General features: G+C 60.1%; 24 protein-coding genes and 1 pseudogene. 9 read left to right on the top strand and 16 right to left on the bottom strand.

The window, feature by feature from the left end; genetic code table 11:
- Positions 1-41: 41 nt before the first annotated feature.
- The 10 genes from argE to JTJ32_RS10525 all read right to left on the bottom strand — a co-directional run bounded on the left by argE (position 42) and on the right by JTJ32_RS10525 (position 11,472).
- On the bottom strand, positions 42-1,199 hold the full coding sequence (argE, locus tag JTJ32_RS10570; RefSeq protein WP_210041969.1) for an acetylornithine deacetylase: 1,158 nt from the start codon (positions 1,197-1,199) through the stop codon (positions 42-44).
- Positions 1,196-2,350, bottom strand: a complete 1,155-nt coding sequence (locus JTJ32_RS10565; protein ID WP_099228820.1) for an NAD(P)/FAD-dependent oxidoreductase — start codon at positions 2,348-2,350, stop codon at positions 1,196-1,198. Before JTJ32_RS10565 ends, argE begins: the two co-directional genes overlap by 4 nt.
- The gene (locus JTJ32_RS10560) at positions 2,347-3,756 is read right to left on the bottom strand and encodes an FAD/NAD(P)-dependent oxidoreductase (RefSeq protein WP_210041968.1); all 1,410 of its coding nucleotides are present in this window, start codon (positions 3,754-3,756) and stop codon (positions 2,347-2,349) included. The genes JTJ32_RS10565 and JTJ32_RS10560 overlap by 4 nt, the downstream gene beginning before the upstream one ends.
- Complete coding sequence (locus tag JTJ32_RS10555) at positions 3,735-4,046, bottom strand: (2Fe-2S)-binding protein (RefSeq protein ID WP_025996681.1); 312 nt, start codon at positions 4,044-4,046, stop codon at positions 3,735-3,737. Before JTJ32_RS10555 ends, JTJ32_RS10560 begins: the two co-directional genes overlap by 22 nt.
- Positions 4,043-5,884, bottom strand: coding sequence for an ABC transporter ATP-binding protein (locus JTJ32_RS10550; protein WP_184322350.1), 1,842 nt, complete (start codon positions 5,882-5,884; stop codon positions 4,043-4,045). The genes JTJ32_RS10555 and JTJ32_RS10550 overlap by 4 nt, the downstream gene beginning before the upstream one ends.
- Position 5,885: 1 nt before the next feature.
- The gene (locus tag JTJ32_RS10545; RefSeq protein ID WP_099228823.1) at positions 5,886-6,749 is read right to left on the bottom strand and encodes an ABC transporter permease; all 864 of its coding nucleotides are present in this window, start codon (positions 6,747-6,749) and stop codon (positions 5,886-5,888) included.
- On the bottom strand, positions 6,746-7,702 hold the full coding sequence (locus JTJ32_RS10540) for an ABC transporter permease (RefSeq protein WP_184322351.1): 957 nt from the start codon (positions 7,700-7,702) through the stop codon (positions 6,746-6,748). Before JTJ32_RS10540 ends, JTJ32_RS10545 begins: the two co-directional genes overlap by 4 nt.
- Positions 7,703-7,733: 31 nt before the next feature.
- A complete protein-coding gene (locus JTJ32_RS10535) occupies positions 7,734-9,371 on the bottom strand; it encodes an ABC transporter substrate-binding protein (protein WP_099228825.1) in 1,638 nt (545 codons plus the stop codon).
- 94 nt (positions 9,372-9,465) lie between these two features.
- Positions 9,466-10,740: an NAD(P)/FAD-dependent oxidoreductase gene (locus JTJ32_RS10530; RefSeq protein WP_210042206.1), complete on the bottom strand. Its 1,275-nt coding sequence runs from the start codon at positions 10,738-10,740 to the stop codon at positions 9,466-9,468.
- A 63-nt stretch (positions 10,741-10,803) separates the two neighbouring features.
- Positions 10,804-11,472 (bottom strand): haloacid dehalogenase type II, encoded by a 669-nt coding sequence (locus JTJ32_RS10525; protein ID WP_099228826.1) that lies wholly within the window; start codon positions 11,470-11,472, stop codon positions 10,804-10,806.
- 558 nt (positions 11,473-12,030) lie between these two features.
- Between JTJ32_RS10525 and JTJ32_RS10520 the strand changes: the two genes are divergently transcribed.
- From JTJ32_RS10520 to JTJ32_RS10505, 4 genes and pseudogenes are all read left to right on the top strand, one after another.
- Positions 12,031-12,888, top strand: a complete 858-nt coding sequence (locus JTJ32_RS10520) for a GNAT family N-acetyltransferase (RefSeq protein ID WP_210041966.1) — start codon at positions 12,031-12,033, stop codon at positions 12,886-12,888.
- A 178-nt stretch (positions 12,889-13,066) separates the two neighbouring features.
- Complete coding sequence (locus JTJ32_RS10515) at positions 13,067-13,780, top strand: cupin domain-containing protein (protein ID WP_210041964.1); 714 nt, start codon at positions 13,067-13,069, stop codon at positions 13,778-13,780.
- A gap of 366 nt (positions 13,781-14,146) precedes the next feature.
- A pseudogene (locus JTJ32_RS10510) lies at positions 14,147-14,378 on the top strand (hypothetical protein).
- Between the two features lie 123 nt (positions 14,379-14,501).
- Positions 14,502-15,212: a hypothetical protein gene (locus JTJ32_RS10505; protein WP_408004593.1), complete on the top strand. Its 711-nt coding sequence runs from the start codon at positions 14,502-14,504 to the stop codon at positions 15,210-15,212.
- Here JTJ32_RS10505 and JTJ32_RS10500 read toward each other — a convergent pair.
- The 4 genes from JTJ32_RS10500 to JTJ32_RS10485 form a co-directional block, all read right to left on the bottom strand.
- On the bottom strand, positions 15,188-15,688 hold the full coding sequence (locus JTJ32_RS10500) for a GNAT family N-acetyltransferase (RefSeq protein ID WP_210041961.1): 501 nt from the start codon (positions 15,686-15,688) through the stop codon (positions 15,188-15,190). The two genes, JTJ32_RS10505 and JTJ32_RS10500, sit on opposite strands and share 25 nt — an antisense overlap.
- A gap of 129 nt (positions 15,689-15,817) precedes the next feature.
- Positions 15,818-17,359: a phosphoenolpyruvate carboxykinase gene (locus JTJ32_RS10495; RefSeq protein WP_099228829.1), complete on the bottom strand. Its 1,542-nt coding sequence runs from the start codon at positions 17,357-17,359 to the stop codon at positions 15,818-15,820.
- Between the two features lie 179 nt (positions 17,360-17,538).
- Positions 17,539-18,441, bottom strand: coding sequence for an Hsp33 family molecular chaperone HslO (gene hslO / locus JTJ32_RS10490; protein ID WP_184322356.1), 903 nt, complete (start codon positions 18,439-18,441; stop codon positions 17,539-17,541).
- A 174-nt stretch (positions 18,442-18,615) separates the two neighbouring features.
- On the bottom strand, positions 18,616-19,023 hold the full coding sequence (locus JTJ32_RS10485) for an RNA-binding S4 domain-containing protein (protein WP_004880564.1): 408 nt from the start codon (positions 19,021-19,023) through the stop codon (positions 18,616-18,618).
- Positions 19,024-19,202: 179 nt separating this feature from the next.
- On the opposite strand from JTJ32_RS10485, the gene rimA reads away from it, so the two are divergent.
- The 3 genes from rimA to rimK are packed head-to-tail and all read left to right on the top strand — an operon-like array spanning position 19,203 to position 21,380.
- Positions 19,203-19,985, top strand: coding sequence for a S6 modification regulatory phosphodiesterase RimA (gene rimA / locus JTJ32_RS10480; protein ID WP_099228831.1), 783 nt, complete (start codon positions 19,203-19,205; stop codon positions 19,983-19,985).
- Between the two features lie 16 nt (positions 19,986-20,001).
- The gene (gene rimB, locus JTJ32_RS10475; protein WP_004880568.1) at positions 20,002-20,478 is read left to right on the top strand and encodes a retropepsin-like aspartic endopeptidase RimB; all 477 of its coding nucleotides are present in this window, start codon (positions 20,002-20,004) and stop codon (positions 20,476-20,478) included.
- Positions 20,475-21,380, top strand: coding sequence for a 30S ribosomal protein S6--L-glutamate ligase (rimK, locus tag JTJ32_RS10470; protein ID WP_003318100.1), 906 nt, complete (start codon positions 20,475-20,477; stop codon positions 21,378-21,380). The genes rimB and rimK overlap by 4 nt, the downstream gene beginning before the upstream one ends.
- A 49-nt stretch (positions 21,381-21,429) precedes the next feature.
- On the opposite strand, the gene JTJ32_RS10465 is transcribed toward rimK, so the two are convergent.
- Together JTJ32_RS10465 and ompR are read right to left on the bottom strand one after the other, a co-directional pair.
- Complete coding sequence (locus JTJ32_RS10465; RefSeq protein WP_099228832.1) at positions 21,430-22,740, bottom strand: ATP-binding protein; 1,311 nt, start codon at positions 22,738-22,740, stop codon at positions 21,430-21,432.
- 163 nt (positions 22,741-22,903) lie between these two features.
- A complete protein-coding gene (ompR, locus tag JTJ32_RS10460; RefSeq protein ID WP_004880573.1) occupies positions 22,904-23,644 on the bottom strand; it encodes an osmolarity response regulator transcription factor OmpR in 741 nt (246 codons plus the stop codon).
- 299 nt (positions 23,645-23,943) lie between these two features.
- On the opposite strand from ompR, the gene JTJ32_RS10455 reads away from it, so the two are divergent.
- Positions 23,944-26,265, top strand: a complete 2,322-nt coding sequence (locus JTJ32_RS10455; protein ID WP_099228833.1) for a Tex family protein — start codon at positions 23,944-23,946, stop codon at positions 26,263-26,265.
- The gene (locus JTJ32_RS10450; RefSeq protein WP_099228834.1) at positions 26,265-26,648 is read left to right on the top strand and encodes a PaaI family thioesterase; all 384 of its coding nucleotides are present in this window, start codon (positions 26,265-26,267) and stop codon (positions 26,646-26,648) included. Before JTJ32_RS10455 ends, JTJ32_RS10450 begins: the two co-directional genes overlap by 1 nt.
- Positions 26,649-26,757 lie beyond the last annotated feature (109 nt).

Here is a 26,757-nt window from a genome sequence, read left to right as displayed (position 1 = left end):
GGCGGCAAACGATGCTGAATTTCGCGCCCGCACGGCAGCCTCTACTGCTTCAGCGAGCCCAGCAGACTTTGCAGAAAACGCTCGCCGGCGTTCATCTGGCTTTCTTCGATGAACTCGTCAGGCTTGTGCGCTTGCTCGATGGAGCCAGGCCCGCAGACCACCACCGGCACGTTGAGACGCCCGGCGAACAGGCCGCCTTCGGTGCCGTACGAGACTTTGATGTGCCGGGTGCCGGGTTCGGCGAAGGCGTGCAGCATGCGCACGGCTTCAACGCTGGGATGTGTCTCCAGCGCTGGATACTCGTTCATGATTTCGATGTCGATGGCAGCAACGCCGGACAGCTGCCTGGCTTCACGCACCAGCACTTCGGCGCGCTCACGCAACTGCTCCAGCAACTGGTCAGGGTCATCGCCCGGCAGGTTGCGGTATTCGAATTCCAGGGTGCAGAGGTTCGGCACGATGTTCAGCGCCTTGCCGCCATCGATACGGCCGATGTGTACAGTGCTATAGGGAATGTCGTAGCCGTCGTCACGCACGCCCTGTTGCTCGACCTGTTTCTGACTCTTGCGCAGCTCGGCAATGAAGTCGCTGGCCAGGTGAATGGCGTTGACCGCACGCGGCGCCAGCGAGGAATGCGCTTCCTGGCCCCGGCAGTAAGTGCGGTACGAACTCTTGCCTTTGTGACCGACCGCGAACTGCATCAGCGTCGGCTCACCCACTACACACAGAAACGGACGTACAGGCGCCAGATGCAGCACATCCAGCAAACGCCGCACGCCGACACAGCCGATTTCTTCATCGTGGGACAACGCCAGTTGCAGCGGGCGGGTCAGGGTCATGTCGGCGGCATCGAGCATGGCGTCGATGGCCAGCGCGATGAAGCCTTTCATGTCGCAGGTGCCGCGCCCGTAGATGCGCCCGTCACGCAACGTTGCCTGAAACGGCGGTACGGTCCACGCCTGTCCAGCGGCGGGCACGACGTCTGTGTGCCCGGAGAGCAGCACGCCGGGCTGCTCTCGCGGACCGGTGCTGGCAAACAGGTTGGCCTTCTTGCCGGTCTCGTCCCTGACGATCAGTGACTCGATGCCCTTGGTCGCCAACAGGTCGCGAACGTACTCGATCAGCGCCATGTTCGGCTCCGACGACACGGTTTCGAAGGCAATCAGACGTTTAAAGATGTCCAGCGCACGCGGTGTCATGAGGCTTTACTCGCAAGTTCTGAGAAGGCGGCGAAACGGCGGATATCGAACGGACTGATCAGCGTGCTGGTACTGCCAGTGCTGATCAGTTCAGCCATCACATCGCCCACGCCAGGGCCGAGCTGGAAGCCGTGGCCGCAGAAGCCGAACGCGTAGTACAGGCCGTCGACCTTGCCGCTGGGGCCCATGATCGGCAACGAGTCCGGCGTGTAGCTTTCAATGCCGCTCCACACGCGAATGATGTTCAGGTTACCGACGCCGGGCAACAGACGGCGCATCTGCTGCATGTGATTGATGAGGCTGTTCGGGTCGAAGTACGCACGGCGGTTGACCATGTCCGGCCTGGTGCGCACGCCGCCACCGATCACGATATTGCCGCGCGCGATCTGGCGGTAATACACCACCTCGTGGGGGATTTTGGTGAACACGCCAATCACTGTTGGCAGCGCGTAAGGCACTGGCTCGGTGACAGACATTTGCGGGCCGAAGGTTTCCAGCGGCACCGGCTCGCCGAACTGCGACGAGAGCTTCTCGCCCCAGGCACCGGCGGTGATCAATAATTGATCAGCAGTGAAAACTCGACCATCGGTGGTCGTGATCTGGAATTCCTTGCCGACTTTTTCGACGTGCAGCACTTCGGTGCGCTCTTCGATTCGAGCGCCAGCACGTATCGCAGCACGGGCCCAGGCAGGTGCGGCGAGACGCGGGTTGGCGTGGCCGTCATGTGGCGCGTATGAGCCGCCTTTTACGTCCGGCCCCAGAAACGGAAAACGCTCGTGCAGTTCCTTGCCACGATAGACCTTCAGGTCCAGCTCTCGCGCCTGAGGTGCCGCAGCATAGGCGTCGAGCTCTTCGATTTCATCTTCGCGGTAGCAGACCCGCATGTGGCCGCTGGGCAGAAATTCGAGGTCCTCGCCAATCAGCTGTGGCAGTCGCTTCCACAGCGCAAACGAGCGGTTGGCCAACTCCAGTTGATCCAGATGACGACCCTGCCGGCGCACGTTGCCGAAATTGACGCCGCTGGCGTACTGGCCGATCACGTCGCGCTCCAGCAGCGTCACCGACTTGCCGCGCTGGCGCAGAAAGAACGAAGACGCCGCACCCATCACGCCGCCACCGACAATCACTACATCGACCTTGGGCTGCTTCATGACACCACCTCGTCTGTCATCATCGACAACGGTTTGACCGGAGCCTGACCGCGTTGACGACCGACCTGCTCGACCGGTACGCCAGATTCGGCAGCGATCACTTCAGCCCCGGCCTGCGAGCAATAACGCCCTTGGCAGCGCCCCATGCCGACCCGGCTGAAGGCCTTGGCGCGGTTGACTTCGCAGGCGCCCTTCTCATGGACCACGCCGCGCAGTTCGCCCGCGCTGATCATTTCGCAGCGACAGATAATGGCTTCATCAGGCAACGCCTTCGCCTGCGCAGACGGCCACGGAAAGGCTTCCATCAACCCGACACGAAAGCGATCCATGACCTCCAGATGCTGGCGAAGGTTATCCACACGCTGGTTATCCACAGGCTTGCCGAGGTCGGCCAGCACGGTCAGCGCGGCCAGTCGCCCGGCCTGTTCGGCCGCATCGGCACCGCGAATTTTCGCGCCATCGCCTGCGGCATAGACGCCTGAGACCGAGGTGCGTCCGTCGTCATCGACTGCCAGCACCCATTGCCCCGACACTTCGTCGAAACGCAGACCGCAACCGGCGAGATCAGCCAGTTGAGTTTCAGGTCGCAAGTGATAACCCAGCGCCAGTGCATCGCAATCGACGGTCAGAGCCTTGCCATTGGCGAGTCTCACGCGCACGCCGGTAACACCGTCCTTTTCGTCACCCAGAATTTCTTCAGGCGTGATTCCCAGGTGCACCGGCACCTTGGCGCGATACAACTCAGCAAGCAACTTCATGCCGTTGAACAACAGACCCGGACGAGACAGCAGCTTGGGCATCGCGCCGATGCGCTTGCTGAAGGGCGAGGTGTCGAGCACCGCCGCCACGTCGGCACCGGCTTTGACGTATTGGCTGGCGACCAGATACAGCAACGGGCCGCTGCCCATGAACACTACACGGCTGCCGATGGAAACCGACTGCGACTTGAGCGCGATCTGCGAGCCGCCCAGACTATAGGTTCCTGCGAGTTGCCAGCCTTTGATCGGCATCAGGCGGTCGGTAGCTCCTGCGCAGAGAATCAACGCGTCGTACTCCACCACCGAATGCAAACCCTTGCTGACGCAGCAGAGCTGGCCTGCCGTCAGGTTCCAGGCCAGGGTGTCGGGGCGATAATCGATCTGGCTGCGCAAGCGATCGAAGCTTTCGTGCAGGTCGCGCGCCTTGGCCGCTTCAGTGCCGTACAGCGCCGAATAATCACGTTTGAAGCCTTCGGGCTGGCGACGGTAGATCTGCCCGCCGTCGCGGCGGTTCTCATCGATCAGAATCGGTTTGATGCCAGCCGCCAAAAGGGTTTCGGCGCAGCGAGTGCCCGCAGGACCGGCGCCGACGATGGCCACACGCGGGCTGGCGGCGTGACTGATTTTCAGCCGTGGAGAAGTGGCCATTTCGCCTCCGGTTGGGTGGTGACGATATCGAGTCCGTCGCGGACCTCGTTGGAGCAGGCGCGCAGGCGTTCGCCACTGCGGGTCCAGACCCAGCAATCCTGACAGGCGCCCATCAGACAGAAGCCCGCCCGACGCCCCGAGTCGAACTCGGACTGGCGCAAGGCAGTGCCTCCGGTCAGCAGCGCGACCATGAGGGTGTCGCCCTGCAAGGCTTCGACAGGTGCGCCGTCGACGATCAGGTTGACGACCGGCCGATCACGCTCGCCCAATCTTACAAAACGGCCACTCATGCGTAGGCTCCTACGGTGACGGGGTCCAGATCGTTCTGACGTTCCTGCAACTCGCCGCTGTCGCGGTGGCAAAGGATTTCGCTGCCGCCTGCAATGAAGCGACGACCCGGCGCGGTCTTGTTGCACAAGCCCTCGATGCGCACAGGGCAGCGATTGAGGAAGGTGCACAGCTCGGGGGTGTTCGACGGCGCGCTGATGGGTGGCAGCTTGCCACTGGTCACGCCGCAGCCTTCCAGCCAGCCTTGACGCAGCTCCGGCACCGAATGCACCAGCAGGTCGGTGTAGGGATGAAAAGGCGTCTGACTGAAGGCGTCACGGCTGCCCTCTTCGACCTTGTGACCGCTGTACATCACCACGATGTCATCGCACAGTGCGCGCACGGTGGAAATGTCATGGCTGATGAACAGGTAGGAAACGCCCAGCTTGCGCCGCAGGTCGCCAAGCAGTTCGAGAATGCAGGCACCGACCACGGTATCCAGCGCCGAAGTGACTTCGTCGCACAGGATCAGGTCCGGCTTGGCTGCAAGCGCACGGGCCAGGTTGACGCGCTGCTTCTGGCCGCCGGACAGTTCGTTGGGACGCCGGTCGGCCAGTTCGCGTGGCAGACGCACCAGGTCCATCAACTCGTGGATGCGATCACGTAGCGCCTTGCCCTTGAGGTTGAAATACATCTTCAGCGGGCGCGCCAGAATCGCGCTGACGTTGTGCATCGGGTTGAGCGCAGTGTCGGCGTTCTGGAACACCATCTGAATACGACGAAACTGTTCTTTCGTCCGTCCGGCCAGGTCGCCGGACAACGGCGCTCCATCGAACGTCAGGCTGCCTTGTGCAGGATCCAGCAGACCGGCGACCACACGGGCCAGGGTCGACTTGCCCGAGCCCGACTCGCCGATCACACCGATGGCCTGACCACGACGAATGGTCAAATCGATGTCTTCCAGCACACGGATCATCGGCATGCCTTGCAGGTTTTTCTTGCCGTAGCCTGCGGTCAGGCCCTTGATGGTCAGCAGCGTGCTGTCTTTGACCATGTCACTGGCCGGCGACAGTTTCGCGTCGGGACGGGCGGCGGCGAGCAGGCTGCGCGTGTATTCGTCTTCCGGCCCCTTGAGCAACGCCGCCGTGCTGCCCTGTTCGATGATTCTGCCGCCATTGAGCACGACGATCTGGTCGGCCATCTGCGCCACTACCGCAAGGTCATGGGAGACATAGACGGCCGTTGCGCCGCGATCCCGCACCACGCGCTTGAAGGCACGCAGCACGTCGATCTGGGTGGTCACATCCAGCGCAGTGGTCGGCTCGTCGAGGATCACCAGCAGCGGGTCACTGATCAGCGCCATCGCTGCCATGACCCGCTGCAACTGACCGCCCGAGACCTGATGCGGATACCGCTGGCCGATGGTTTCGGGGTTGGGCAATGCCAGGTCGCGAAACAGGTCGACGGCTTTTCGCTGCAGGTCCGAGCGGCTGCCCAGACCATGAATCAATGCGCCTTCGATCACTTGATCGATCAGCTTTTTCGCCGGATTGAAGGCCGCCGCCGCGCTTTGTGCGACGTAGGAAACCCGATTGCCGCGCAAGCCTTGCAACTGGCTTTCCGGCAGGCTGAGCATGTCGTGCTCACCGACCTGAACGACGCCACCGGCCAGCTTGCAACCGCGCCGGGCATAGCCCAGCAGCGCCAGGGCGATGGTGGTCTTGCCTGAACCGGACTCGCCGATCAGCGCCAGCACTTCGCCTTTCTCCAGCGCGAAGCTGACACCCTTGACGATTTCCAGCTCACCCTTGTCGGTGTCCGCCACCACGCGCAGGTCTTGCACCCGAATCAATTGACTCATCTCAGTGCCCTCCCGAGCGTCGGCTACGCCGCGATGACAAGCGGTCGATAAACAGATTCACGCCGATGGTCAGCGAGCCGATCGCCAACGCAGGAATCACGATGGCTGGCGCGCCCTGATTGAGGCCGCCGATGTTTTCGCGCACCAGCGAACCGAGGTCGGCATCCGGCGGTTGAACGCCCAGACCGAGAAAGCTCATGCCGCTGAGCAACAGCACAATGAAGCCGAAGCGCAGGCCCAGATCCGTCAGCACCGGGTTGAGCATGTTCGGCAGAATTTCACGACAGGCAATGTAGAGGCGACCTTCGCCGCGGGTGCGCGCGACCTGGACGTACTCCAGCGCTTCGATGTTCACCGCCATGCTGCGGGCGATGCGGAACGCGCCCGGCGTGTAGCTCAGCACGGCCGTACAGACCAGCAGCACTTCGGAGGAGCCGAACGCAGAGACCATGATCAACGCAAGCATCTTGCTCGGAATCGAGATGAACGCATCCATCAGACGGCTGATGATTTCGTCCAGCCATTTGGGTGCAACCACCGACAGCAGTGCACACATAGTGCCGATGCCGCTGGCGAGCACGGCGGAGATCAACGCCAGACCGACCGTGAAGCGTGCGCCGATCAGCACGCGGCTGAGCATGTCGCGGCCCAGATAATCGGTGCCGAACGGAAAGGCCGCGCTTATGTTTTCGAAGACGTTATCGGACACAACCTCGCCCACAGGATGTGGCGCGAGCCATGGCCCGAACAGCGCGATCATGAGCCAGAAGAAGCAGACCGAAGCGCCCACCAGACCCAGCCAGGCGATCTTGCGAGGCGCACGCGCTTGAACGGCGGGCGTAGATGTCTCAATGATCGGATTCATTGGTTTCTCAGCCTCGGGTTGGAAAGAATTGCACACAGGTCGGCCAGCAGCACCAACCCAAGGTAAGCCGCGCAGAACAGCATGGTGCAGCCCTGGACCAGCGCCATGTCGCGGTTGGTCACCGCATCGACCATCAGGCTGGCAATGCCCGGGTAGTTGAAGATTGTCTCGACGATGACCACGCCGCCCAGCAGATAGGAAAGACTCAAAGCAACGGCGTTGACGATAGGCCCGATGGCGTTGGGCAAGGCATGTCGAAGCACGATACGCACAGGGCTCACGCCCTTGAGCCGAGCCATTTCCACGTAGGGGCTGTCGAGCTGATCGATGACGGCGGCGCGAGTCATGCGCGCCATCTGCGCGACGATCACGCAGCACAGCGTCATGACCGGCAACGCATAGGTGCGGATGAATTGCAGCGGCGTACTGGCGTCACCGCCGTAGGACAGCGCCGACAGCCAGCCCAGTTTTACGGCGAAGATCAGCACCGCCAGCGTGGCGACCAGGAATTCAGGCACCGCCACCAGCGACAGGGTGACAACGTTCAGGGCGCTGTCGATACGTCCGCCCCGGCCCATTGCCGCACCGATGCCCAGCATCAGGGCGACCGGCACCGACACCAGCGCAGTGGTCGCGGCCAGCATCAGGGTGTTGGGGAAACGTCCGGCAATCAGATCGGACACCGGCATCGCGTTGGACACCGACTCACCGAAATTGCCGCCCAGAAGATTCATCAACCACTGCAGATACCGCACCACACCCGGCTGATCGAGCCCCAGTTTTGTACGCAATGCCGCGACCTGTTCAGGTGTCGCGAACTGCCCCAGAGCTTGTTGCGCCGCATCTCCCGGCAGCACCGCCGTAATGGCGAAGACCACCATGGACACGATCAACAGCGTGACGATCGCAGCGCCGAAGCGCTGCAGGATCAACCCGAGTGTGTTGCTATTCATCTGCATCCTCCCGCTCGATTCACAGCCGCTTTCACGCGTCCAGCCAGACCTGCTCACTGAACATGTAGCCCATGAAACCGCCCAGCGGATTGCTGGAATAGCCCTGGATACGTTTGTCCACGCCGTCGATGTTGCTGATGAACACCGGAATCCCGATGCCGCAGTTCTGGCTGACCAGGGTCTGCATGTCGCCATACATTTTGGCGCGCTTGTCGTCGTCGGTTTCACCACGGGCCAGCATCAGCAACTGGTCGAACTGATCGTTCTTCCAGCCCGATTCGTTCCAGGGTGCCGAGGACTGGAAGAACTGCGAGAAGATCACGTCGGCGTTGGGGCGCGGGTTGATGTTGCCGAAGCTTAGCGGGTGCTTCATCCAGTGGTTGGACCAATAACCGTCACTCGGCAGCCGGTTGACGTTGAGTGTCAGCCCGGCCTGTTTCGCCGATTGCTGCAGCAGCACGGCGATATCGACCGATCCTGTGGCCGCAGGTGAGGCGGCCACGGCCATGGTGATCTTTTCCATGCCGGCTTTCTTGAGCAGGAACTTCGCCTTCTCGGGATCATAGGCGCGTTGCGGCAGGTCAGCGTTGAAGTAGCGCGAACCGGGCGCAATCGGATGGTCATTACCGACCCGGGCATAGCCACGGAACACTGCTGATTTGACCTGTTCACGGTCCAGCAGGTACTTCATGGCCTCGGTGAACTCAGGGCTCTTGCCCGGCATCTGGTCCTGACGAATGATCAGGTCGGTGTAGTTGCCGGACGGCGCATCGACCACGCGGTGTTTGGCGCTGGCGGCGATACGGCTGGTAGAACGCGGATTGACCTCGTTGATCATGTGTACGTCGCCGGACAGCAGCGCATTGACCCGCGATGGCTCGTCGGCAATGGCGATGAATTCGATCTCGTCCAGGTACGGCAGGCCCGGTTTCCAGTAGTTGGGGTTACGCACGCTGACCGAACGAACGCCAGGGTTGAACTCCTTGACCTTGAACGGACCGGTGCCGATGCCCTTGCTGAAATCGGTGGTGCCTTCGGGCACGATCAGCAGGTGGGAAACGGCGAGAATCGATGGCAACTCGGCGTTCGGCGAGCTGAGGGTGATCTGTACTTCCAATGGGCCGGTGGCCTTGATCTCGGAGAACTGCGCCATCAGCGGCATCACTTTCGAGCCGGTGGCCGGATCTTTATGGCGCGACAGCGAGAACACCACGTCGCCTGCGGTCAGCGTCTTGCCGTCGTGGAAAGTCACGTCCTTGCGCAGGGTGATGGTCCAGACCGTCGCGTCCTTGTTGTCGATCTTCTCGGCCAGCTCCATGTGCGGAACCAGGTGGCTGTCGAAACGAGTCAGGCCGTTATAGAACATGTAGTGACGCACGTAGTCGGTGGACAGTGCGCCCTTTGCAGGATCAAGCGTGTCGGCTGTAGAGCTGGACATGCCCGCCACACGAATGCGACCGCCCGGCTTGCCTTTGACAGGCGCGGTGTCGTCATCGGCGAAGACCTTTCCGGCGGCGCCGAACAGGCTGGTGGAGCCTGCCGCAACAACCCCGGCAACGCCCAGCATACGCAACGCATCACGACGCGAAAGGCCGCGATTGAGACCCTCGAAAACGCGCAGGCTGTCTTCGCCTGTGATCAGCGGGGAATCGTTTTTCTTGTCAGCCATATCAGTTCTACCTGTCGAAAAAGGGAAATTCCGAGTTGCTCACGGTTGACCGGAGCGTCCTTCAAACACACACGACGACGGTGAAACAAAACACTCAGTGACGACTGTCCTGATAGCGGTAGTAAGCGCCGACCAGAGGCAGAAACCACGGTTTGCCAAAGTGCCCGGGAATGGCTGGCCAGTTCAGGTCTTTCCAGGGATTGGCCTGCGCCTTGCCTTCCATGACGTCGGCCATGACCCGGCCCATGTGCACCGACATCTGCACGCCATGCCCGCTGTAGCCCATCGAGTAAAAGACGCCGTCGTGCTCGCCCGCACGCGGCAAACGATCGGACGTCATGTCCACCAGACCGCCCCAGCAGTAATCGACCTTCACATGCGCCAACTGCGGAAACATCTGAATCATGGCCGCCTGCAGCACCTTGCCGCTCTTGGCATCGGAGCTGCTGTTGGACATGGCGAAGCGGGCACGTCCGCCGAACAGCAAACGGTTATCCGGGGTGAGGCGGAAATAGTTGCCGATCAAGCGACTGGTCACGTACGCACGCTGGTTGGGAAACAACTGATCGATCAAGGCTTGCGGCAGCACCTCGGTGGCGATCACAAAACTGCCGACCGGCACGATGCGGCGGCGATACCAGCCCAGTCCGCCGTGCTGACAGGCACCTGTTGCCAGAAACACCTGCTTCGCCTGAATCGATCCTTTCGAGGTGTTGACCACAAAGCCGTTGCGGTTGGCTTTCCAGTCTCTGACCGTTGTGTCCTGATAAATCCGCGCGCCGTGACGCACGGCCGCATCGGCCAGACCCAGGCCAAAACGACCCACATGGATCTGCACGCCATTACGCTGCAGGAGTCCACCGTGAAACTCGTCCGAGCCGATTTCGGAGCGGATGTCCTGCGCCGACAGCAGCTCGACATCGGCATCGACCTCACGGCGGATCAGCTCGCAGGTGCGTGCCAACCCTTCGTAATGGCCCGACTTGGCGGCCAGCTTCAATTTGCCGTTGCGCTTGATGTCACAGGCAATGTTTTCCTGCTCGATCACGCTGACGACACTTTGTACTGCGCTTTCGTACGCCTTGTAGAATTCGCGGGCCTGAGCTGCACCCAGTGTCGCGCTCAACGACGCGTAATCCTGCGCCACACCCGTGTTGCACTGCCCGCCGTTGCGGCCGGATGCTTCGCCGATCACCCGGCCCGCATCCACCACCACGACGCTGGCACCTTTCAAGGCCAATGCACGCGCTGCCGAGAGCCCGGTGAAACCGCCACCGACCACCACCACGTCAGCCTGCCCCTCCACCGCGCCAGCCTGCGCGCCGGTAAAGTCTGGAGCCGTATCGAGCCAGTAGGACTCACTGCGCATCTTGTTCCCCTTGTCACTCATGGAAGAGCACCTTGAAAAATGCCGTGTCGCGGATCGTTCTGCTTACAGACCGACCAGACCCGCCAGACCGCCGATGTCCGGAATCTGGTGATATTCGAACGAGCTGTGGGCAGGCTGTTCGTGACCGCGAGCCACAAAGGCCTTGTTCTTGATCTTCATATCGTTGGCCGAGAACAGGTCGTAGCGGAAGCTGGAGGACACGTGCAACACGTCTTCCGGACCGCAGCCAAGGTTATCGAGCATGAATTCGAACGCTGCCAGGCGAGGCTTGTAGACCTTGGCCTGATCAGCCGTGAAGACCTTGTAGAATGGTGCGCCGAGCTTTTCGACGTTAGACATGATCTGGCTGTCGCTGGCGTTGGAAAAGATCACCAGCGGAATCTTGTCGGCAATCTTCGACAGACCGGCCGGCACATCGGCGTGCGGACCCCAGGTCGGAACGGCGTCGTAATAGAGCTGGCCTTCGCCGCGGTATTCGACGTTCCAGCGCTTGCAGACACGCGACAGGGACACTTTCAGGATCTCGTCGTAAGGCATCCAGTCACCCATGACCTGATCCAGGCGATACGCCGAGAAATCCTTCACGAACTGATCCATCTGCTCGGCCGGAACACGGTCAGCGAAAAGTTCGCGCGTCATGGTGCCCATGTGAAAGTTGGTCAACGTGCCGTAGCAGTCGAACGTAATGAATTTTGGTCGAAGAAAGCTCATTGTGTGCGGTCCTGAAAGTTCGTTGGGGTCATGGCGTGACGAGCAGTTCCGGCCCTGATGCAAGGGACCGCGTTGCACGTTGCAGCACACCCTCATTACAACACCGTGAAATCAGCAGATGGCGTTAAAAGTGCTGGCTGCTTGATAGAAAGCACCGTTTTGAGGTGCGCGCTCAGCAGACTTTGCGGGGCGCTCCAGCCTTGGGCAAACCCCGGTTTTTGGTGCTTTTTTGACCCTTTTCAGGGCGCTCCGGCTCAAACACGCGGCTTTGCACCGCAGATACTGCGCCTTTGCATCCCTTGTGGCGCAGCACAATGTACTGCGCACGGAACGAGCCGATTCGCGCAGCTATATAAGGCAGGAATGCGCTGGAAAACCTCAAGCATTTGCTGCCGGAGTCTCGGCCGTTTTAAGCAGTAACTGTGGTCAGGCGATCTGCCAATCGTGAAATCTACCGAATGTTCAAACCCCTCTTGTCACCCCGTCGCGCAGGTGGGATACAGCAATCCTGCCGTATCCTTTTATCGCCAGTGCATCCTTCTGGATGGGAGACACACCATGCTCGCCCAGCAACGCCTCGACCTTGAATACCGCCCGATGACTGCCGCCGATGTGGCCAACGCTCACGAGTTGTCCATCGCCCTGAAATGGCCGCACCGTCTTGAAGACTGGGCCATGCTGCAACGCGTTGCCGAGGGCTTCGTCGCGCTGCACAACGGCCGACTGATCGGTAGCGCCTTCGCCTGCCATCAGGGTGAGTTTTCCACCATCGGTCTGGTGATTGTCAGCGACGATTATCAAGGCAAGGGCATCGGTCGCAAGCTGATGGAAATGGCCGTCGGCAGCGTCGCTCCCCGTACAGCAGTGCTCAACGCCACCCTTGAAGGCGCGCCGCTCTACGCAAAGATGGGCTTCGTCAGCTTTGGTGAAGTTCAACAGCGTCAAGGTCAGGCCCAACTGCCCGCGCCGACCGCTCTGAAGGCTGGAGAACACTGCCGCGTCCTGACCGGGACCGACCATGCTCGTGTTCTTGAACTCGCCAATGCGGGCACTGGCATGGATCGCTCGAAGGTGTTGAGCGATGTGCTCGATAACCTCGAACATGCAGTAGGTATCGAGCGCGACAGCCAATTGAAGGCCTTCGCCCTGATGCGTCCGTTCGGTCGCGGCCTGTGCATCGGACCGGTGGTTGCCGAGGACGTGGATCAAGCCAGACATATGATCGAACAGTTGCTGGCCAAGGTGCCTTACGCCTTCGTACGCATCGACATCCCCTCCAATGGCGGGCTGGTGGACTGGCTGGAAGAAGTCGGCCTCAAACGCGTCGATGCCGTGACCTGCATGAGCATGGGCGCGGTGCCACAGCCCAGCCAGGGCGTGCGCCAGTTTGCGTTGATTACCCAGGCGATTGGCTGAGCGCAGCGTTGCGCGACGACGTAGCGCTGCCGCACAGCAAACGCCGGACTGTGGGAGGCGGCTTGCCAGCGATGAAACGATGACGCGATGTTCCTGAAGTACCGCGTCGACCTCATCACGGGCAAGCGCCTCTCCCACATCCGCGAACAGTCCACACACCATTCTCGAGACCAGAACCATGCCTCAACCCACCGTACTTCTGCTGGCCCGCGCCGATCACAGCCATGTCGATACCGAATTCACACCGGGGCCTCTCGACGCCAGCGACCCCTTCGCCAACGAACGCCGTACAGCCTTCATGGATGAGGCAGGCATCGCCGCCGGTGTCGTTCATTCCAGCACCTCAGTGTCGGTCGACGCTTATCCCTATACCGAAATGCTGGTCGTGCATCGCGGTGCCGTCACACTCAAGTCAGGCGCCGACACCATTACGATCAGCACCGGCGAGAGCGCCGTCATCGGCCGGGGCACGCAGGTACGGATCGAAGCACAACCCGACAGCGTCTGGGCATTCTGCGCGGCCACACAGGCCGCCGGACCGGACAAGCCTGGCGTCACGCACCTGGATCGTCTCGCGATGCTCACACCGTCATCCCCACCGGATCCGGCAATCATGATCAGCGCGCTGCCGCAGTGCCGCAGCAACAACATCTTCGAAGACACCGCCAGCACCCTGCGCATCGGTGTCTGGGATTCCACGCCTTACGAGCGTATCTCGCGTCCGCACAGAATCCACGAACTGATGAACCTCATCGAAGGCAGCGTGACACTGGGCATCGAGGGCGGTGAAGCGGTCGTGGTAAAAACCGGCGATACCGTCTTCGTCGCACAAGGTGCGCCGTGCAAGTGGACCAGCACAGGGTATGTCCGCAAGTTCTATGCGGTGACGTGATTCCCAAGTCGCGCCCTTCAACAATGAAGGGCGCAGCTATAACGTTTAAGCGTTGAACGAAGCCCAAAAAAGCAACTTTCGCCAGCACAGTTAACAGTCAAAAAATACGCCACACAAGAATAACCATGTTACTTCGCTGTTTATTTTAGATACCCATTACAACCTGTTGCTTTCTTTCTCGAGAGCTGATTAAAAGTTCTGGCAGTGGACAGCAGCGACGCTATACCTCGCCTGAATCCCGACGCTCAACATCCATTATTAATCGGACGATCCCAATCGGCCTCGGGCACCTGTTGCCGCCGATTGTCTGCCATTGAACACACTGCACATAACATGACGTTAATCGTTTAACTTAAGGACATCACCATGAAAAACAATTACATCGCACTAAGCTTTCTTGCTCTGGCTACTCTGGGCGTAACCGTTGCAGCACAGGCCGGACCACCGGTTACAGTGACGTTCAAGAATCTGGGGACGGTGCGCGCTGAACACCGCCCGATAAACCGCAACGAACTGTCGAGGTGCAATCTGTACCGCTACTTCACGCGCCACTAATCTCTCTACCTGCGCTTGGGCTGCCGAGTTCACGATGAAGTAAAAGAAGACATGCGCGTCGACAATCGACGCGCATGTCGTCTGTCGGCTAAAGCTCACCTGTAAGGTGCCGATAAAGATGAAGCAGATAGCGCCATGGACCGGCTAGTACCGCGAGGACGCGATCGTGATAGACACTCACTCTCCACCAACAGCAATTGTCAGCAGTCTTCAGAAGACTGTCTCTGACATCCCTTCTCCGGCAACCAAAAGTACCAGCCCCCAAGCGTCTGGCGCAGTGAATCGCCCATCGGACGGCGCGACATTTTCCAATCTGGCCAGGCAACTGAATGACAGTGCTGCACGTGCCAATTCTCGTGATGCTCTTCTGGACTCAAAGAAGCTGGGCACGCTTGCCAGATCAGTCATCGACAAGTTGACCGACAGCAGTTACTACACCAACAAGGCAACTCACGATGCCGAGGTTCCCGATACCCAGGATCCGGACCTGCTCGAAAGAGCCAGACAGGCCACACGATTCACCAACGGGCTGGCAAAAAATCCTTTCGCCGGGCTGTCGCAAGACGCGCTCAGACTGATCATCTATGACGAAAGCGGCGACTTCACGCTCAATGAGCGAAAGGCTGCCTATCGTGAAAACTATAAACAGCAGGAGACCTGGAATCGTGAAATGTGCCAACGCTACGTCGACGAATACAACGAAATCGGCAAAAGCACCCAGACCCTGTTCATGATCCTCGAGCATTACAACGCCCTGCCGCCCATAGAAAAGGCGCAATACCCGGCCAACTATGTGGACAACCTGACCTCGGGCGACAGTTCAGTCATGGACATGCTCAACACCCGGAAGGGTCAGCCTTTCAGCCCCAGCACATAAAACCGGCTGTCCACCGCCATGAGCGGAAAGCTTTCAGGCAGGTTTTCCCTGGCTACCTCGCTGAACCCGTGCTTTTCATAGAACCGGTGTGCGGCGAGGAATTTGTCGGTGGTGCCGAGGAATATTTCGCTGACGCCCTTGACCCTGGCGTCTTCGATCAGCCTGTCCAACAGCCTGGCGGCCACCGAGAATTCACGTCCGCGAAACGGCGCGGCGACGAACATCTTTCGCAGCGCCGCCTGCCCTGCACCAATGTCCTTGAGCCCGATGGTTCCGATGACCTGCTCACCATGCGTGGCGACCCAGAAATCTCCGGTGCCACTCTGATAGAAATCGGGAATGCTCTTGAGATCCGGCTGGTCCTCGGCAGTGATGGCGATACCGAACTCTTCGCGCTGAATGGGCAGAATCACATCAACCACGCCCTGCTGGTGATGCGGCTCGAAACGTTGAATCAGGATGTCGGTCGGGGTCAAAACACAGCTCCTTTTCATGATGTGCAACACCCAGGCAGTATCCCGGACAAGCAAACGCCCCGACAAGTCGAGGCGTTTGCTTGAGCATTTCCGAGCGCCGCGCCGAGGCGCGGCGTCGAGAATGTTTAATTACAACTTCGGACCGGCAGCCTTGATGGCGTCGCTCACGTCGAACTTCTTGAAGTTCTCCACGAACAGGCCAGCCAGCGCCTTGGCGGCTTCGTCGTAGGCAGCCTTGTCAGCCCAGGTGTTGCGCGGGTTGAGCAGGTTGGTGTCTACGCCCGGAACCGACTTCGGTACGTCGAGGTTGATGGTGTCCAGGTGCTCGGTTTCGGCACCGATCAGCGCGCCGCTCTGGATCGCTGCAATCACGCCACGAGTGGTCGGGATGTTGAAGCGCTTGCCAACGCCGTAGCCGCCGCCGGTCCAGCCGGTGTTGACCAGATAGACCTTGGAGCCGAAACCGCGGATGCGCTTGATCAGCAGCTCTGCGTATTCGCCAGCCGGACGCGGGAAGAACGGTGCGCCGAAGCAGGTGGAGAAGGTGGACTTGATGCCCGAACCCGAACCCATTTCAGTCGAACCGACCAGTGCGGTGTAGCCCGACAGGAAGTGGTAGGCAGCCTGCTCTTCGCTGAGGATCGACACAGGCGGCAGTACGCCAGTCAGGTCACAGGTCAGGAAGATCACGGCGTTTGGCTCGCCACCGAGGTTTTTCGGCGCACGCTTTTCGATCAGTTCGCGCGGGTAGGCCGCACGGCTGTTCTGGGTCAGGCTGCTGTCGGCGTAGTCGGCTTTCTTGTTGGCGTCGAGGACGACGTTTTCAAGAACAGCGCCGTGCTGGATGGCTTTCCAGATGACAGGCTCGTTCTTCTCGGACAGGTCGATGCACTTGGCATAGCAACCGCCTTCGATGTTGAACACCACGCCTTCGCCCCAGCCGTGTTCGTCGTCACCGATCAGGTAACGGCTTTCGTCAGCCGACAGGGTGGTCTTGCCGGTGCCGGACAGACCGAAGAACAGGGTCACGTCGCCGTCTTCGCCCATGTTGGCCGCGCAGTGCATCGGCAGCACATCGGAGGCCGGCAGCAGGAAGTTCTGCACGGAGAACATCGCTTTCTTCATTTCGCCGGCATAACGCATGCCTGCGATCAGCACCTTGCGGGCTGCGAAGTTGATGATGACAGTACCGTCGGAGTTGGTGCCGTCGCGCTCAGGGTCGCAGACGAACCAGGGGGCGTTCTGGATTTCCCACTCGTCCTTGCCAGCCGGGTTGTACTGTTCAGGGTTGATGAACAGGCAACGACCGAACAGGTTGTGCCAGGCCGTCTCTGTGGTCATCTTGACGGGCAGGTAGTGCGCAGGATCGGAACCTACATGAACGTGGGAAACGAAGCGCTCGCGTTCGGCCAGGTAAGCACCTACACGATTCCACAGAGCGTCGAATTTCTCGGCCGGGAACTTGCGGTTGATCGGGCCCCAGGCGATAGCGTCCTGAGTGCTCGGCTCTTCAACGATGAAACGATCGACCGGCGAGCGGCCAGTACGATGGCCTGTCTGCACAACCAGTGCGCCAGTGTCGGAAAGTTCGCCTTCGTTGCGGGCAAGGGCTTCCTTGACCAGTTCGTCGGTGCTCAGATCGGTGTACACAGCGGTGTTGGTTTGCGTCATGAGGTTCCCCGTCGGCCAGTGGCCGAGTGCTCCAAACGGTTTTGTAGTAAAAAAACTACCACTACTACAGCGTAAAAGTGGGCCGGATTATGCCAGAAAAGCTCAGGAATGGTAGAACCCTCCTGTCAGAACTGGATTACAGGGCCCACGTCGTATTCTGGAGGCTGTTTGCGGTCCGGTTAATGACGCGTGTCAGATGGCGAATCGACACCGCCGCCAGCGAACAGCTGGGCCACGTCAGTGGCATCGAACAGATAGCGCTCGTTGCAGAACTGGCAGTCGATCTCAATGGTGCCGTTGTGCTCCTGCACCAGTTGCTGTGCATCCTCAAGCCCAAGGCTGACCAACGCGTTGGCCGAACGCTCGCGCGAGCAGCTGCAGCGGAAGCAGATAGGCTGGATGTCGAACAGGCGCAGCGGGTCTTCGTGGTACAGGCGATGCAGGATGGTCGCGTTGTCCAGGCTCAGCATTTCTTCGGCAGTCAGGGTGCTGGCCAACGTAATGACGTGTTCCCAACTGGCGTCCCGCTCTTCAGGGTCGGGAATCTGCGCCACCGGCAACTGTTGCAGCAACAGGCCGCGAGCGCGATGGCCGTCAGCCTTGAGCCAGAAGCGTGTGCCCAGCTGCTCCGACATCACGAAGTAGCTGGAAAGGCTCTCGGAGAGATCGACACCGTCCAGGGCAACAATGCCCTGATAACGCTTGCCCTTGCGGGGGTCGATGGTGAGTGTCAGCGAACCATCAGGCATCAGGTCCTGCAACCCGGCATCCGGCGTGATCAAGGCCTCGTCGTAGCGGGCGATGCCACGCAGTTCGCGCTCGCTCGAGCACTCGACCATCAGCAACGGGACCGCGCCACTGGACCTTGCCTGCAGAATCAGCAGACCGTCGAACTTGAGCGTGCCTACCAACAAGGCAGCGGCGGCCATCAGCTCGCCAAGCAGCTCTGCGACCGGCTCGGGGTACGGATGTTTGGCGAGCACTTCGGCATAGCTGCGTTCGAGGGCGACCAGTTCTCCGCGAACGTCGCTTTCGTCAAAGATAAAGCGCTGGGTGAAATCGATGTCCGGGGTATCGTTCATAAAAGAAGGTATCTGAGGTGGGTATCTGTGAGGGCAGTCGACGTGAATGCGCCGGGCAAAGCGCGATGAAACACTCTGCATCGTGCCGTTTGGCCGCCATTTTAGGAGCTATCCGGTAGTCTTCCAAGCCGCACGGCATTTCAGGCCGGCCACGCAGGTGTTCAGCGGCAGAACTCAAACGTCGCGCTGGACGCCACGGAAATCGAAAATCTGACGACGCTGCTTCTTGGTCGGTCGCCCCTCAGTCGTGACGCCCAGGTTGCCCGCCTTGCGTTGCGCGGCCGCATGCTCGCGCCGCGTAATGCTTTCCGGTGTTTCGCGGTAAAGTGTCTGCGCTTCGGGAGCGCCACGACGCACAACGGACAGCGCTTCGACCACGACGGTGCGCTCATCGAAACCCATGCGAATCTGAAACTCGTCGCCCACACGGGGCTCCTTGCCGGGCTTGCAGCGTTCGCCGCGACAGTGCACCTTGCCACTTTCGATGGCGGCCTTGGCCAAGGCGCGGGTCTTAAAAAAACGCGCTGCCCACAGCCATTTGTCCAAACGAACCTTGTCGTCTTCTTCTGGCTTTTGTGCCATATGAATTCCTCATCCTTATAACAGTCAGAACGTTTACCAGGCGTTTTGCAATCAGTGACGGCCCTCAGGCGTTCGCTCATGCAAGACCTCATATCGACACGAACATGAAGTAACCGATCCTTGCCTGTCAAAAACAACCTGCTTCAATTTCACAGCCTTTACCCCGTAGGGAGTGCGACGTGACCGACTTTCCAGCTTCATTGACCGCCCCCAGGAAGGGGTGCGAAGGTTGTACAAACAGTCCGGAACTGAATTTTTCGTTCGACTATGCCTATCAGCCCATTGTAGATCTGCGCGACCACTCCATCTTTGCTCATGAGGCACTGGTGCGTGGCCCCAACGGCGAAGGCGCGCATTCGGTGCTCAGCCAGGTCACGGACCAGAACCGCTATCGCTTCGATCAGGCATGCCGGACCACCGCCATCGCCGGTGCCGCGCGACTGGGCATGAACGAACGACTTTCCATCAACTTTCTGCCCAATGCCGTGTATCGTCCCGAGCTGTGCATCCGCAGCACACTGGAAGCGGCCAAGGCACATAATTTCCCCATTGAGCACCTGATTTTCGAGACAATCGAAACCGAGCATGTGGATGATCGCGGCCACTTGAGCAATATTCTGCGCGAGTACCGTGAGTTCGGATTCATGACCGCCATCGACGATTTCGGCGCTGGCCATTCCGGCCTGTCCCTGCTGGCTGATTTTCAACCCGACCTGATAAAACTCGACATGAATCTGATCCGCGATATCCACCGCGATCGCGCGCGTCAGGCTATTGTTCGTGGGGTTGTCACAATGTGTTCGGAGTTAGGGATTAAAGTCATCGCCGAGGGAATAGAAAGTGTAGAGGAGCGGGACTTCCTCGCGGATTGCGGCATTTTCCTGATGCAGGGTTACTGGTTCGCCAAACCTGCGTTCAAAGCCCTGGCGCGGATCAGCCCCGACGCCTGGCAGAAGTCTTGATACATACGGAATCGCATTGAAAACATTCGACCATCTGACAGTCATCGGCCTGCGCGAGTGGGTGGCGCTTCCCGATTTGGGGGTGGCGGGCCTTCGGGCAAAAATCGATACCGGCGCCAGTACATCGAGCCTGCATGCGACGGAAATAGAACCTTTCGAACGCGATGGCCAGAAATGGGTTCGTTTCAACGCGCATCTGGGTACCGTGGTTCAGTTGCGGCATCGTCGCTGCGAGGCACTGCTGGTTGCCATGAAAACCATCAAAAGCTCCAACGGCCAGGCACAGGTGCGTTACGTCATTCGCACCACGCTGGCCCTGGGTGATCGCATCTGGCCAGTGGAATTTACCCTGGCATGCCGCAAGTCGATGCGTTATCGACTGCTGCTGGGCTCCAACGCTTTGATCGACGGCCAACTGGTCGTCAATCCGGGCATTACTTATGTACAAGACAAGCCGGTGTTCCCGGCCTCTACTTCCTCAGGTGCTGCATGAAGATCGCTGTGCTTTCGCGTAACCCGCGTCTGTATTCCACCCGTCGTCTGGTCGAAGCTGGTATTGAGCGTGGCCACGAGATGGTGGTGATCGATACCCTGCGCGCCTATATGAATATCGCCAGTCATAAGCCGCAGATCCATTATCGCGGCAAACCACTGGAGGGCTTCGATGCGGTGATTCCGCGCATCGGTGCGTCAGTGACGTTCTATGGCTGCGCGGTGTTGCGCCAGTTTGAAATGATGGGTGTGTTTCCGCTCAATGAATCCGTGGCCATTGCCCGCTCACGGGACAAGCTGCGCTCTCTGCAACTGCTCTCGCGGCGCGGGATCGGGCTGCCGGTCACCGGTTTTGCCCACTCCCCGGACGATATTCCCGACCTGATCCAGATGGTCAATGGTGCCCCACTGGTGATCAAGGTGCTGGAAGGTACTCAGGGGATCGGTGTGGTGCTCTGTGAAACCGCGACCGCTGCCGAGTCGGTGATCGAGGCGTTCATGGGCCTCAAGCAGGACATCATGGTTCAGGAGTACATCAAGGAAGCGGGTGGCGCGGACATTCGCTGCTTCGTGGTCGGTGACAAGGTCATCGCCTCCATGAAGCGCCAGGCCAAGCCGGGTGAGTTCCGATCCAATCTGCACCGTGGCGGCAGCGCCAGCCTGATCAAGATCACTCCGGAAGAACGCATGACAGCCCTGCGTGCTGCCAAGGTCATGGGCCTGAGCGTGGCGGGTGTGGATATCCTGCGTTCCAATCACGGCCCGCTTGTGATGGAAGTGAACTCGTCGCCGGGCCTTGAAGGTATCGAGGTGACGACCAGCAAGGACGTCGCCGGGATGATCATCGAGTACCTGGAGAAGAACAGCGGCCCGCACATGACGCGTACCAAAGGGAAAGGCTAGGTAATACGATCGTGCCAATGCATCGCGTTGGCACGATCAACATGGCGCTTTAAACCGCATCCCTCGGCAACATCAGTCCCAACGGCAGACGCACCCGCGCTTCCAGACCGCCTCCCGAACGATTCCTCAACTCCACATTACCGCCGTGCATGGCAGCGATGCGCTTGACGATGGCCAGCCCAAGCCCAGTGCCTTTGCCGCTGCGCGCACGGTCACCGCGTATGAAGGGATTGAAGATGGTGTCCAGCTCAGATGGGTCGATACCGGCACCACGGTCCAGAACGCTCAGCACGACGTAGGGCGCATTCCGGTCGCCCGATACATAGGCCGCCACTTCAATGCCATTGCCCGCATGGTGCCGGGCATTGCCGATCAGGTTGGTTAGCAGTCGCTTCATCGAGACGCGGCGCAGCGGAAACGGGGGAATCGGTTCCAGACACAGGCGGATGGTGTCTTCGGCACTGTTGAACGGCTCGACCACGTCACGCACCAGATCACCCAGGTCGACTTCCTCGATTTCCTCGTCACGACCGTCGCGAATGAAGGCCAGAAACTGGTCGAGAATCGCGTCCATGTCCTCGATGTCGCGAACCATGCCCTCGGTGAATTCGTTGTCGCTCATCAGTTCCAGCGACAGCCGCAGCCGGGTCAGCGGTGTCCGCAGGTCATGGGAGACACCTGCGAGCATCAGTTCACGCTCCTGCCCCGCCTGCTCGACATCCTCGGCCATCTGATTGAAAGCCCGGTACACCTCGGCCATTTCACTCGGCGTGTCACTGATCGGCAACCGCACGCTGCGCCCCTGCCCCAGCTGGCGAGCCGCAAAGACCAATCGTTTGAGGGGTTGATTGAGCTGACGCACGAAAATCCAGGCGGACGCCGTGGACAGCAGGCCAATGGCGAGGAACCAGCCCAGCACGCTCCAGATCTTCTGACCACGCAGCGGATGTGGATACAACGGCACCTTCAGCCAGCCATCACCCAGACTCGGCGCGCGCACCCAGAGCGCGGGGGGTGCATGCACACGCAAACGCACTTCTGTGTCGGCCCCCAGTTCGGCCTGCATCTGTCGCTGGTAAATCTCACTGTACGGCCAGTGCTGCTCGCCTTCCGGTACTCCGCCGCCCACCACTCGAATCAGACCCGCAGCTTCGGCAATCGCCTCCCGGTCGTTTTCATCAGCCGCCCAGTACGCACGCAGTGTCAGGGCGACACCATGGCTGTACTGCCTGTCGACCAGCACATCCTCGTTCATCAGCAGATAGACCAGCGTCAGCGCCTTGGAAAACAGCACGACGATGAGCACCAGCCACAGGGTGCGGGAGAAAAAGCTTTGCGGAAACCAGAGCGGTGTCTTCATAACTGCAGCTACACACTTTGCAGGGCGAGCCTGGGCTCGCAAGTTTGCCGGACGCGGGACAGACCCGAGGTACGAACGCAAAAAACCAGCACGTCGATAATCTATGCAAGATTATCGACGTGGCTGGCAGGATCTTCGGTGTTCTGTTCTGACAAACGAGCTGTCAGCGATTTCCGGCACCATCGGGAACGAACACATAGCCTACGCCCCAGACAGTCTGGATATAACGGGGTTTGGAAGGATCCGGTTCGATCAGACGACGCAGACGGGAAATCTGTACGTCGATGGAGCGTTCCAGCGCATCCCATTCCCGGCCACGGGCCAGGTTCATCAACTTGTCACGGGTCAACGGCTCGCGAGCGTGCATGACCAGTGCCTTGAGGACAGCGAACTCACCGGTCGTCAGCATGTGCACTTCATCACCGCGCTTGAGCTCACGGGTCGCCAGGGACAATACATAGTCACCAAAGCTGACCGACTCGTCTTCACTGCCGGGGGCACCGGGCACGGGTGCAGCCTGACGACGCAGAACCGCCTTGACGCGGGCCATCAGCTCGTCCGGGTTGAACGGCTTGGCAAGGTAATCGTCGGCGCCCAGTTCCAGCCCCTTGATACGGCTCAACTCATCGCCCTTGGCGGTGAGCATGATGATCGGCACCTGATTGTTCGCTGCACGCAAACGACGGCAAGCGGAAAGGCCATCTTCCCCAGGCAGCATCAAGTCCAGAACCACGAGATTGAATACCTCGCGGGACAGCAGTCGGTCCATTTGCTCCACGTTCGCCACGGCGCGGGCACGATAGCCCTTGCTGGTGAAGAAACGTTCCAGGAGGCTGCTCAGCCCGGGATCGTCATCGACGATCAGGATTTTTTCGCCTTCAGCATTTTGTGCGGTGCTGCTCATCGGATGCTCCTTTGATCTCGGGGCGCATTATGGCGTAGCTGCGGTGATGCGCACCGTGTGCATTGTTAGCAGATTTTACTGGGGGCCACACTCAAGCGTGCTCAACAGCAGGCAAAAAGGTCGCGCTCGTCGGCCAATCCCCTAATCCGGCGTCGCCGGGTATAATGCGCCGCCCTCAAAGTCAGGCAACATCAGACTTATGGCAGTTCGCCAGTCGTATAAATAAACCTCGACGCGCCAGGCGCTGGCAAGGCAAACCGTAAAAGCCCAGTTTTTTGCTCACAACTCCAGGTGGTCTTATGGACAGCATCAACAGCCGCATCGCCGAAGAACTCGGCGTACGCCCACAACAGGTCGCAGCGGCCGTAGCACTACTGGATGAAGGCTCGACAGTGCCCTTCATTTCCCGCTACCGCAAGGAAGTGACCGGCAGCCTCGATGACACGCAACTGCGTCATCTGGAAGAGCGCCTGCGCTACCTGCGCGAGCTGGACGACCGGCGTGTCAGCATCCTTGCCAGCATCGAAGAGCAAGGCAAACTGACCCCGGAACTGGCCCGCGATATCAAGCTGGCCGACACAAAAACCCGTCTTGAAGATTTGTACCTGCCGTACAAGCAGAAACGCCGCACCAAGGGCCAGATCGCGCTGGAAGCCGGTCTGGGCGAGCTGGCCGACGGCCTGTTCAACGACCCGAGCCTCACACCGGAAGCAGAAGCCGCTCGCTTCGTCGACGCTGAAAAAGGCGTCGCCGACGTAAAAGCCGCGCTGGAAGGTGCCAAATACATTCTGATGGAGCGCTTCGCCGAAGACGCGTCCCTGCTCGACAAGCTGCGCAGCTTCCTCAAGCAGGAAGCCGTGATCAGCGCGCGCGTTGTACCCGGCAAGGAAGAAGAAGGCGCCAAGTTCCGCGATTATTTCGAACACGACGAACCGCTCAAGAGCATGCCGTCGCACCGCGCCCTGGCGATTTTCCGTGGCCGCAACGAAGGCTTTCTCAGTTCCGCGCTGAAAGTCGGCGAAGAACTCCCCGGCACCATGCACCCGTGCGAGCTGATGATCGGCGAGCGTTTCGGCATCCAGAACCAGAGCCGCCCCGCGGACAAGTGGCTGGCCGAAGTGGTGCGCTGGACCTGGAAGGTCAAGCTCTACAGCCACCTGGAAACCGATCTGCTGGGCGAACTGCGCGACGGTGCAGAGACCGAAGCGATCAATGTGTTCGCGCATAACCTGCACGACCTGCTGCTGGCCGCACCGGCCGGTCAGCGCGCCACGCTGGGCCTTGACCCTGGCCTGCGGACCGGTTGCAAGGTTGCGGTGGTAGACGCCACCGGCAAGCTGCTCGATTACGCCACTGTTTACCCGCACGTCCCCAAGAACCAATGGGACCAGACCATCGCCGTGCTGGCAGCCTTGTGTGCCAAGCATTCGGTCGATCTGATCGCCATCGGCAACGGCACTGCCAGCCGCGAAACCGACAAGCTGGCGGCCGACCTGATCAAGAAATACCCAGGCCTGAAAATGACCAAGGTCATGGTGTCCGAAGCCGGCGCATCCGTTTATTCGGCATCGGAGCTGGCGGCCAAGGAATTCCCGGATCTGGACGTGTCGATTCGTGGCGCAGTGTCCATCGCCCGTCGCCTGCAGGATCCGCTGGCAGAACTGGTGAAGATCGACCCGAAATCCATCGGCGTCGGCCAGTACCAGCATGACGTTTCGCAGCTGAAACTGGCACGCGGTCTGGATGCGGTGGTGGAAGACTGTGTGAACGCTGTGGGCGTGGACGTGAATACCGCGTCCGTCGCTCTGCTGGCGCGTATTTCCGGCCTGAACACGACGCTGGCGCAGAACATCGTTGCTCACCGCGACGAAAACGGCGCGTTCAAAACCCGCGCGGCGCTCAAGAAAGTGGCCCGTCTCGGCGAGAAGACGTTCGAACAGGCCGCAGGCTTCCTGCGTGTCATGAGCGGCGACAACCCGCTGGACTCCTCAGCCGTTCACCCGGAAGCCTACCCGCTGGTGCAGCGCATCGCGGCGGAAACCGACCGTGACATCCGTTCGCTGATCGGCGATGCCAGCTTCCTCAAGCGTCTGGATCCGAAGAAATTCACCGACGAGACCTTCGGTTTACCGACCGTGACCGACATTCTGCAGGAGCTTGAAAAGCCGGGTCGTGACCCACGCCCTGAATTCAAGACTGCCGAGTTCCAGGACGGCGTCGAAGATCTCAAGGACCTGCAACTGGGCATGATCCTCGAAGGCGTGGTCACCAACGTCACCAATTTCGGTGCATTCGTCGACATCGGCGTGCATCAGGACGGTCTGGTGCACATCTCTGCGCTGTCGGAGAAATTCATCAAGGACCCGCGTGAAGCGGTCAAGGCCGGCGACGTGGTGAAAGTGAAGGTCATGGAAGTCGACATCCCGCGCAAACGCGTCGGCCTGTCGATGCGCATGAGCGACACGCCGGGCGAGAAAATCGACGGCGCCCGTGGTGCACGCCCTGGCTCGTCGCCGCGTCAGCAGAACAGCGCACCACGCAAGGAAACCACCACCGCTGCGCCCGCCAACAACGCCATGGCTTCACTGTTCGCCAACGCCAAGCAGTTGAAGAAGCGCTGATGGATATTCCTGAAGACCTGACCCACAGCGCTTTTTTCAAACTGCTGGGCTGTGAGCTGCGGCGTCTGGACGAAGGCGTCGCCGAAGTTGCATTGCCGCTGGAGGCGCATTTGCGCAACCGTGGCAATGTGATGCACGGCGGGGCAATCTTCAGCCTGGTCGATATCAGCATGGGGCTGGCCTGTTCCAGCGCCCACGGCTTTGACCAGCGCAGCGTGACCATCGAATGCAAGATCAACTACGTGCGCGGTGTGTCCGAAGGCGAAGTGCTGTGCATCGCCAAGGTGCTGCATGCCGGACGCCGCACGCTGGTTGTGGAGGCGGAGGTCGTTCAGGGCGACAAACTTGTAGCCAAGGCTCAAGGTACTTTCGCAGTCATCTAGACTTCAATGAACACGGAACGAACGTGATCGTTGAGAACGGAATCTAGCTGTAGGCAACCGATTTGGGTTAATTTCGGCACCATTAGCGTGGTGCCGAGTCCATTTGGTG

It is taken from the genome of Pseudomonas alliivorans, from assembly GCF_017826695.1.
Taxonomy (GTDB): Bacteria; Pseudomonadota; Gammaproteobacteria; order Pseudomonadales; family Pseudomonadaceae; genus Aquipseudomonas; species Aquipseudomonas alliivorans.
Note: the sequence above shows the minus strand (reverse complement) of the source record. Positions and strands in the feature narration are given on the sequence as shown.